The sequence below is a fragment of the Candidatus Desulfatibia sp. genome (assembly GCF_036446775.1).
GTDB lineage: Bacteria > Desulfobacterota > Desulfobacteria > Desulfobacterales > UBA11574 > Desulfatibia_A.
Window position 1 is genome coordinate 1 of the sequence record NZ_JAZFTO010000333.1, and the last position, 8,055, is coordinate 8,055.

Here is an 8,055-nt window from a genome sequence, read left to right on the forward strand (position 1 = left end):
ACCTTGATACCGATTTGCTTAACATAAGCGGTTCTGACGCTCATCTTAGAAAGGTTGTAATGAACTTAGCCTCGAACGCTGCGGAGGCTATTGAGGGACGCGGCGATGTTATCATATCGACCATGAACCGTTATGTAGATAGACCTGTAAGGGGTTATGATGATGTAAACGTGGGTGAATATGCCGTATTGTCTGTATCAGACGGTGGTCCGGGAATATCACCAGATGACCTTGAGAGGATTTTTGAGCCGTTCTATACCAAGAAGGTAATGGGTAGAAGTGGTACAGGTTTGGGGCTGGCTGTTGTATGGAATGTTGTACAAGACCTCAAAGGGTATTTAAATGTGATAAGTGACGAGAACGGCACAACATTTGAATTGTATTTTCCAATAACCAGAGATGAGGTATCGGATAAGGATTTGTCCATACCCATTAACGACTACAAGGGAGACGGAGAGACGGTTCTGATTGTTGATGATGTGGAAAGCCAAAGAGAGATAGCCTGCGAAATGCTGAACACATTAGGTTATAAAGCTAAAGCCGTTTCCAGTGGTGAGGAGGCCGTTGAATATTTGAAGGAACATACAGTGGATTTAATATTACTTGATATGATTATGGACCCGGGAATAAATGGTCGTGAGACATACGAAAGAATAATAAAGATTCATCCTAACCAAAAGGCTGTCATAGCCAGTGGGTTCGCTGAAACAGATGACGTGAAGGAAGCTCAAAAATTGGGTGCCGGCCAATTCATAAAGAAGCCGCTAACATTAGAAAAGATGGGCATAGCTGTTAGGAATGAGTTGAAAAAGTAGCGCCCCCTCACCAATAAAAACAAGAGGGTCAGGTCCCGGTTAAATATGCTCCGCATTTAACCCTGGTTAAATAAATAAAAAAGAAATTTAACTGGGCAGGCAGGATAAATCTTCAATTTTCACCAATGTATGATCCAGGCAAGCTGTCCGAAAGAAATGTATGAAAAATCATACGGCTGTATACTTTTGTATACGGTTTTCATGGTTTGAACCCTCTGAACCTGTTTCCGTGACATTCGGTATTTTTAAATAAATCACTAGGTTACTGGGCATTCTCTGTTTTTCGTTTAGCCTGGCATGTTATTTGCTTTCTAAATATGTAAGATTTTAAGATCGAAGCTCGAAAAAGGCAAACCTCTCGAAAGAGTGGGACGCAAAGCCTCCGGCCCGGTAATGATGGGTAGCGGGGTTGCCCAGCTATTGGACAAATTGCTTTAAAGCCCATTCTTTCTTCAAAGAGGATGGGCTTTTTTCTTTAGCAGGTATACAAAAAAGAGCGTCAACAGGAGGATAATATGCAAAAATCGTATGCAGGGATATTAGTGGCCGCGCTCATGGTTGCGTTATTGCTTGTCCCCACCGGAACGGTATTTGGGGGGAAAAACAATACGAATTATTTAAACGGGAAACCATTTGCGGATCTTGCCGGACAAATCGCCGCAAACCGAGACTCCATCTTGGGCCTTGAAACCAGCACGAATGAACTCAGGGCGGATTTGGATACTCTGAAGGCTGAGATGGACGCCGTCAAGGACCGTCTTTTAGCCAATGAGGCCGGCATCGCTGATTTGGAAGCGCAAATGGCGGAGATCAGAGCAAACTATGATTCCTCGTTTAAGGAAATCAATAAAATCAAGTCGGAAATAAACGATTTGAAGAGTAGCATTACAGCTAATTTGGTCGCAATCCTGGAACTGGATGATACCGTGACTGCAAATTTGGCGGTCATCCTGGATCTAGATGTCGATGTGGCGGCAAACTTGGCCGCAATCTTGGATTTGGATGCCGACGTGGCCACTAATTTAGCAACGATCATGGAGCTGGACAGCACCATTGCAGAAAACATCTCCACAATCCAGGCTTTGAACTCAGAGATAGCGGTGCTGGAATCTCGACTCGATGCCGACTTGCAAACTTTTTCCATCCTGTTTGAGCAAATGAAGACCCAACTCCAAGCCGAGTCGCTGGAACTAAGTGCGCTCCAGGCCCAGGTAGACACCATGAACACCAGTGTACAGGTCCAGATTCAGGCTTTGCAAAACGAAATCGCAAACCTGAGAGATCAGGTGGCAACCAAGCAAAACCTTACTGTTTCGGAATTGGCGGTGGTTACTGCTAATATCAGCTATCTGCTCAGCGATGTGGTTGACCTTAACAATCAAATCACCAGCAATAGCAATAATATTAATTCGTTAAAAAATAATTTTGAAAATCACTACCACCGATACTATGATCAGGATCGATTTTTCTTCTGGGTGAAGTATTATCAAGTTAACGTTAGGTATGACTATAGTGGTACATTTAACACTGATGGACCTTCTTACTAACCGAACGTAAAAGGCAGGGTCTTTGATAGGCCCTGCCTTTTTTCATTTTAACCCCTCCCCAAAAAACACTATTCCATTTCTATCTTTAAAATCAATTGCCTTAAATTAATAAATCCCTAAAGCTTTTTATATAAGCACCGATAATATCAAGAAAGGCGTATCTGGTGTGTTCCCGGGTAGCAGTAAGCGACGAAATCATTCTGATGAAGGAAAATAAACATTATGGCTACTAATTTTTTGAGTGATAACCTAACCACCAAAGGTACAAGCATCCATTCTCCCGAACCGGTTTTTGATAAAGGACCCAAACCATTCGTCGAACATGATGCTCATCTTTTTAAAGCATCACTGTTCAATGCTAATAAGGCGGCAGAAATAAAATCAATTGTAAACGAACTGGCGAAAGTAAATAAAGAATTGTGGTTGATCTTGTCCTTACTGGTTCTCGCTGCAGTCATAAATTATCTGGTAAGCGGCCAGCGTATGGTCCTGGGATTTTATACTTTACCTACATTATTTTCTGCTTATTTCTACGGTCGGCGCCATGCCACACTAACGGCCTTTGCCAGTGTGTTTTTGATTGGCCTGCTTATGTATTATAAGCCGGTTTTGTTCACCGAAACACCGCTCCCCGTGTTTTTGGGCCTAGAAGGTGGCTGGTATGATATTATATCTTGGGGAGGCATTTTAGTTATTACCGGGTATACCATGGGAACTCTCCACGAGCGTAACGAAACCCGTGTAAAAGAACTACGACAGACATATCACGGCCTGTTGCATATACTGCGTCATTTTATCTCCAAAGATAAATACACTGAAAACCACTCCTACCGCGTCTCCATATATGCAGCCAAGTTAGCGTCTCACTTTGGATTCAACATGCAACGGATCGAAGACGTCCGCAGTGCCGCCTTACTCCACGATATCGGCAAGTTAGATATTAGCCGAGAGATTCTCTACAAGGCAGCTTGTTTGACCCAGGAAGAGTTCCACGAGATGAAAAAACACGTTGAAAAGGGTGCCAATGTATTGGAGCCGGTAGAAGGGCCGCTGGGCCGGATTATCCCCATTATACTGGCCCACCATGACAAATTCGACGGCTCCGGGTATCACCCCGCAAAAGGAAAAGAAATCCCACTGGAGGCCCGCATTATCACAGTTGCGGATGTCTACGATTCTCTGACCAGCGATCGCCCATACCGTAAGGCGATGTCTCCGTTTGACGCCAAAGATATCCTTGTCAAGGGTTCCGGCACAGAGTTTGATCCTGAGGTCGTCAGTGCCTTTCTGGCGGTCTTCCGAAAAGGAGAAATGGAAGTCCCCAATTTGGTTTTATAAGCCTTAATTCCGCAGCTTGTTTGTGACCGTCTTCCTGAAATTAATAGCGCGCTGATCTTTAGATTTATAATCCTATCTTATTGATTTTCATAAATAGGGGACTGCTTCGAAAAATCTTAAGTTTTTCCTTAAATAGCCGATATTTAATATGAGGTCTGATATTGAAAACCTAAAATCTGAAATTGCCGAAAATATATTCCTTTTCAAAGTTTTCATGCAGCTTTCAGATAAAAAGCAAACCAAGTTCAATGGCTAAACCGATACCCATAAAACAAGAAAAATCCAGCGCCACGACTTCGTCAAAAAGATCAAGTCTGAGTTCCACCATCATGGATCAGTCCGGGGCCGGCAAAACCAAAATCGGCGATCTTTTATGCAAAGAGGGCTATATTGCCAAAACCCATCTCCAGGATGCATTGAACTATCAGAAGAAGAATAAGGGCCGGCTGGGCAGTATACTTATCCGGCTCGGATACATTGATGATGAAACCATTGTAAACGTCTTAAGCCGCCTCCAAAACTATCCTGCTATTAAATTATCAAAAATCACTCCGGATCCCAGGGCTCTCGAAACCATGCCTTATGAAATGGCGCAAAAGTACCTGGCTTTTCCGATTAGATTCGAAGGAGAAGACCTTGTCGTTTCCATGGCCGAGCCGACCGATACGTCAGCGGTCGCCGATCTTCAGCGCGAAGTTCAAAAAGGCATAAGTATCAGTGTATCCACTGAAAAAGATATCGTTGAGGCTTACCGCACCTACTATAAGATAAGTGATGAAGAGTACAACCGTTATTTTGGCGTTAAAGAAGATCTAGATGAAGACGAGCAGCCGGTAATCCAAGTCGATGATATCGGATCCCTGGTCTCCGAAGCTGTTGTGGATATGGAACTGGTAGATACCGAGGAGGAAGACGTATACACGGCTGCCGATGCTCCCATTATTAAGCTTGTTAACGGCATTCTGGTTAAGGCCGTTAACGAGGGTGTCAGTGATATTCATATCGAACCTTTTGAAAAGACGCTGGAGGTGCGCTACCGGCTGGACGGCTATCTCTTCAAGTCCATGAACCTGCCCGCAACCATTAAAAATGCCCTAAACTCCAGAATAAAGATCTTAGCGGGGCTGAATATTGCCGAACGTCGTGTGCCTCAGGACGGCAGGATCAAAATGCGCCTTGGAAAAAGAAAGACGGTCGATTTTCGAGTCTCAACACTGCCCACCCTCTTTGGTGAGAGCATTGTTTTGCGTATCCTGGATCAAAGCTCACTGAAGGTGGACCTTACCAAACTGGGATTTGAACCAAAGGCCCTGGAAGCCGTCAAGCGCTGTATTTACCGGCCCTATGGTTTGCTGCTGGTAACCGGCCCCACCAGCAGCGGCAAAACAACGACACTATACTCTATTCTCAACAACCTGAACAAAGAAGATACTAAGATACTCACCGTTGAAGATCCGGTAGAATTTAACTTCAAGGGAATCAATCAGGTGAATGTCAAGAATGCGGTCGGCATGACATTTGCCGCCGCCCTTAAGGCGTTTCTGCGTCAGGATCCTGATATCATAATGCTCGGTGAAATTAGAGACCTGGAAACGGCTGAAATTGCCATCAAAGCGGCCATGACCGGCCACCTGGTTTTCAGTACTTTGCACACCAACGACTGTCCTTCCACCATTGGGCGGCTTGTAGATATCGGGATACCTACCTATATGCTGGCATCGGCAGTATCATTGGTTCTTTCCCAGCGCCTGGTACGCAAACTATGTCCCCAGTGTAAGGTCCTGATCGACAACATTAACCCGGCAGAGTTGGAAGAAATTGGATTTTCCCAAAGTGAAATAGAGCAGCTCAGCATATACGAACCAATAGGTTGCTCGAAGTGTAACGGTTCCGGTTATAAAGGGCGCCTCGGCCTTTATGAGCTTATGGAATTAACCGACAATATAGCAGAAGTTATCAGCGCCGGTGTTCCTGAGGACCAATTGAGAAAGGCTGCCATTAAGGAAGGCATGAGCACTTTAAGGGATGACGGTTTAAAAAAAATTCGCCGGGGAGCTACTTCAATCGAAGAGGTTTTAAAAAGAACCACCGTAACCAAAGAGGTCATGCCCGCTTACCTTGTGAATCCTGAAAGGGCGCATTACGAAGATCAGGACGTCATTATCCATGAAGGTAATAAGGACTCTGATTTTTATAAGCTTGTCCAAGGCGCTTTAATTGTAATGAAAGATGGCCGCAAAATAAGTAGCATCCAGGAGCCCGGCGAATTTTTCGGAGAAATGGCGTCTTTAATCGGCGAGCCGCGAACCACAACCATAATCTCAAAAGGCAGGTCGGTTATAGAGCGTTTTCCCGGTGACAAGCTTTCGGAAATCGTCGAGAACTATCCGGATATCTCCAGATATCTTTTAGAAACAGTTGGCAGACGTCTCAAACAAGCCAATAAAACAATCATCCAACTGATAAATAAAAATAAGAAAATGCAGAGCAACAAAGATGCCGTGGCTAAAACTGCAAAAACCGAAAACAAAAAAGGCCTTACAGCTCCTGCAAAAACCACCAAGAGCAGTAAAACGACCGACCATAAGGCAAGGGATATAAAATAACATACTATGAAAGTAGAATGCCCAAATTGCCAAAAAGTATATAAAATTTCAAAGGAAAAGCTTCCGTTTAGGGAAAAATTTACCGTTAAATGTTTGGCTTGCAAAGGTCGCATTATAATCGATTTGCGGTCGCAAACGGCACCTAAGAAATCCCTTGATCCTTATGAAACTGATAAAAAAGAGCAGCCTAAAAAATCTATCCGGACCGCATCGTACAATCGAAAACGACCAGGAGGCATGGCATTAAAATATGGAATCCTGCGCAGCATGTCCGACCTGCCGGCCATGCCACATGTTGTAAATAAAGCCCAGGAAATTATCTCAAAACCCAATTCAAACATGAAAGATCTAGTGAAAGTCATCGAGGTTGAACAGTCCATCAGCGCCCGCATTTTGAGGCTGGCCAATTCTACGTATTACGGTTTGAGTGGAAGGGTTGCTTCCGTTCAGCATGCCTCGGTTCTGCTCGGGTATAAAACCCTGGGAGAAGTGATTACCGTGGCGGGCATTTCGAATATAATCGGTAAGACCCTGGACGGGTATAATCTGGATTCAGGAGATCTGTGGCGGCATTCGATGGCTGTCGCGGTGGGCTCAAGGCTGATTGCCGGTAAAAAAAGGCCTGAATTGAGCAATGATGCTTTTTTTGCCGGACTCATGCATGACGCCGGCAAACTGATTTTAGACAGTCATGTCTATGAAAGAAGGGAAGATTTTGAACTATTCATGCAGGATGGCCAAGAGACGTTTCTGAATGCCGAAAGAGAGATCTTAGGATTCGATCATTCCGAAATAGCCTCTGAATTTTGCCAGAAATGGAATATCCCCGATGAACAAAGCCTGGCCATCAAATATCATCATTATCCATCGCAATCCGAAGGCAACGACCTGGCTTATATTCTTCACATGGCGGATTTTATAGCCATGAGGAGCGGTATTGGCACCGGTGTCGATTGTGAGCTCTATCAACTGGAAAACGGGACCATGGAATTTCTTGGTCTGCAAGAGGAAGATATAGACGGCATTCAGGGTGAAGTGGTTGAATCTGTCGAAGATATGATGTCAGAGATGCATTAAGCATCATGATAAATCCGGGCTAACAGCTTTTGCGAGTCTATCTTGGGCTATTCGTTGCGGGACAGTCGTTTTGCCAAAAAACTGACCACTTTTTGCATATGGGCCGGCACATATTCTCCAAAAATGAAGCCCAAAATATTTGCGATTGCCCAATGCAATCATCATTGGATAGACTAGCCTGTCAATTTTATATCACAATAAGATTTGTTTCTTTGCTTGGTTTTTTAAATATTCAGCCCCTCCATATATCCTATCTGATAGATATATAAAGACATACTTTCATCCTTGCCTTATTTTTGATTCTTGGTACGGTCATTGCATTAAAGAAATTTATATAACTGCCGATATATTTAATAAGGACGGAGCAACGACGTGTTAATAGGTATAAGGCCAGGTATCACGCTTGTTTATATTGCTGTAGTAGTTTGGCTGAATTAACGGCCGAAATGGAAGAGCGGCAGAACTTGGGAAAATAAGAGGGAAACGACCTCTTATAGGTATGTATTACAAATGTAGCTAATTCATACCGATATACAGATTCGGACGACTCCACATTCAATTTGAGTGATGGCTCAACCGAACAGAAAAGGCAGGGTCTGTGATAGACCCTGTTTTTTTTGTTTAACCCTATATATTGAGTTTCAACAATTCTGCCGAATGTGATGATGTCTG

General features: G+C 43.8%; 5 protein-coding genes, 1 pseudogene and 1 riboswitch. All 6 genes and pseudogenes read left to right on the plus strand.

Annotated elements, in window-relative coordinates:
- Window positions 1-815, plus strand: an 815-nt coding sequence (locus tag V3S16_RS15610; RefSeq protein WP_413886594.1) for a response regulator, incomplete at its 5' end; no start/stop codon positions are given.
- Window positions 816-1,153: 338 nt separating this feature from the next.
- Window positions 1,154-1,232: riboswitch (cyclic di-GMP riboswitch) on the plus strand.
- Window positions 1,233-1,330: 98 nt separating this feature from the next.
- Window positions 1,331-2,362 (plus strand): hypothetical protein, encoded by a 1,032-nt coding sequence (locus tag V3S16_RS15615; protein ID WP_413886596.1) that lies wholly within the window; start codon window positions 1,331-1,333, stop codon window positions 2,360-2,362.
- A gap of 222 nt (window positions 2,363-2,584) precedes the next feature.
- Entirely contained in the window at window positions 2,585-3,700 is a 1,116-nt protein-coding gene (locus V3S16_RS15620) for an HD-GYP domain-containing protein (RefSeq protein ID WP_413886598.1), read from the plus strand.
- A 248-nt stretch (window positions 3,701-3,948) separates the two neighbouring features.
- The gene (gene pilB / locus V3S16_RS15625) at window positions 3,949-6,306 is read left to right on the plus strand and encodes a type IV-A pilus assembly ATPase PilB (protein ID WP_413886600.1); all 2,358 of its coding nucleotides are present in this window, start codon (window positions 3,949-3,951) and stop codon (window positions 6,304-6,306) included.
- A 6-nt stretch (window positions 6,307-6,312) separates the two neighbouring features.
- Window positions 6,313-6,405: pseudogene (locus V3S16_RS15630) on the plus strand (zinc-ribbon domain-containing protein); the annotation flags it as partial.
- Between the two features lie 138 nt (window positions 6,406-6,543).
- On the plus strand, window positions 6,544-7,383 hold the full coding sequence (locus V3S16_RS15635; RefSeq protein WP_413886602.1) for an HDOD domain-containing protein: 840 nt from the start codon (window positions 6,544-6,546) through the stop codon (window positions 7,381-7,383).
- Window positions 7,384-8,055: the final 672 nt, after the last annotated feature.

Excerpts from the sequence above, each read along its gene's own strand:
- V3S16_RS15615 (WP_413886596.1), top strand. The coding sequence starts at position 1,331 with ATGCAAAAATCGTATGCAGGGATATTAGTGGCCGCGCTCATGGTTGCG.
- V3S16_RS15620 (WP_413886598.1), top strand. The coding sequence starts at position 2,585 with ATGGCTACTAATTTTTTGAGTGATAACCTAACCACCAAAGGTACAAGC.
- pilB (WP_413886600.1), top strand. The coding sequence starts at position 3,949 with ATGGCTAAACCGATACCCATAAAACAAGAAAAATCCAGCGCCACGACT.
- V3S16_RS15635 (WP_413886602.1), top strand. The coding sequence starts at position 6,544 with ATGGCATTAAAATATGGAATCCTGCGCAGCATGTCCGACCTGCCGGCC.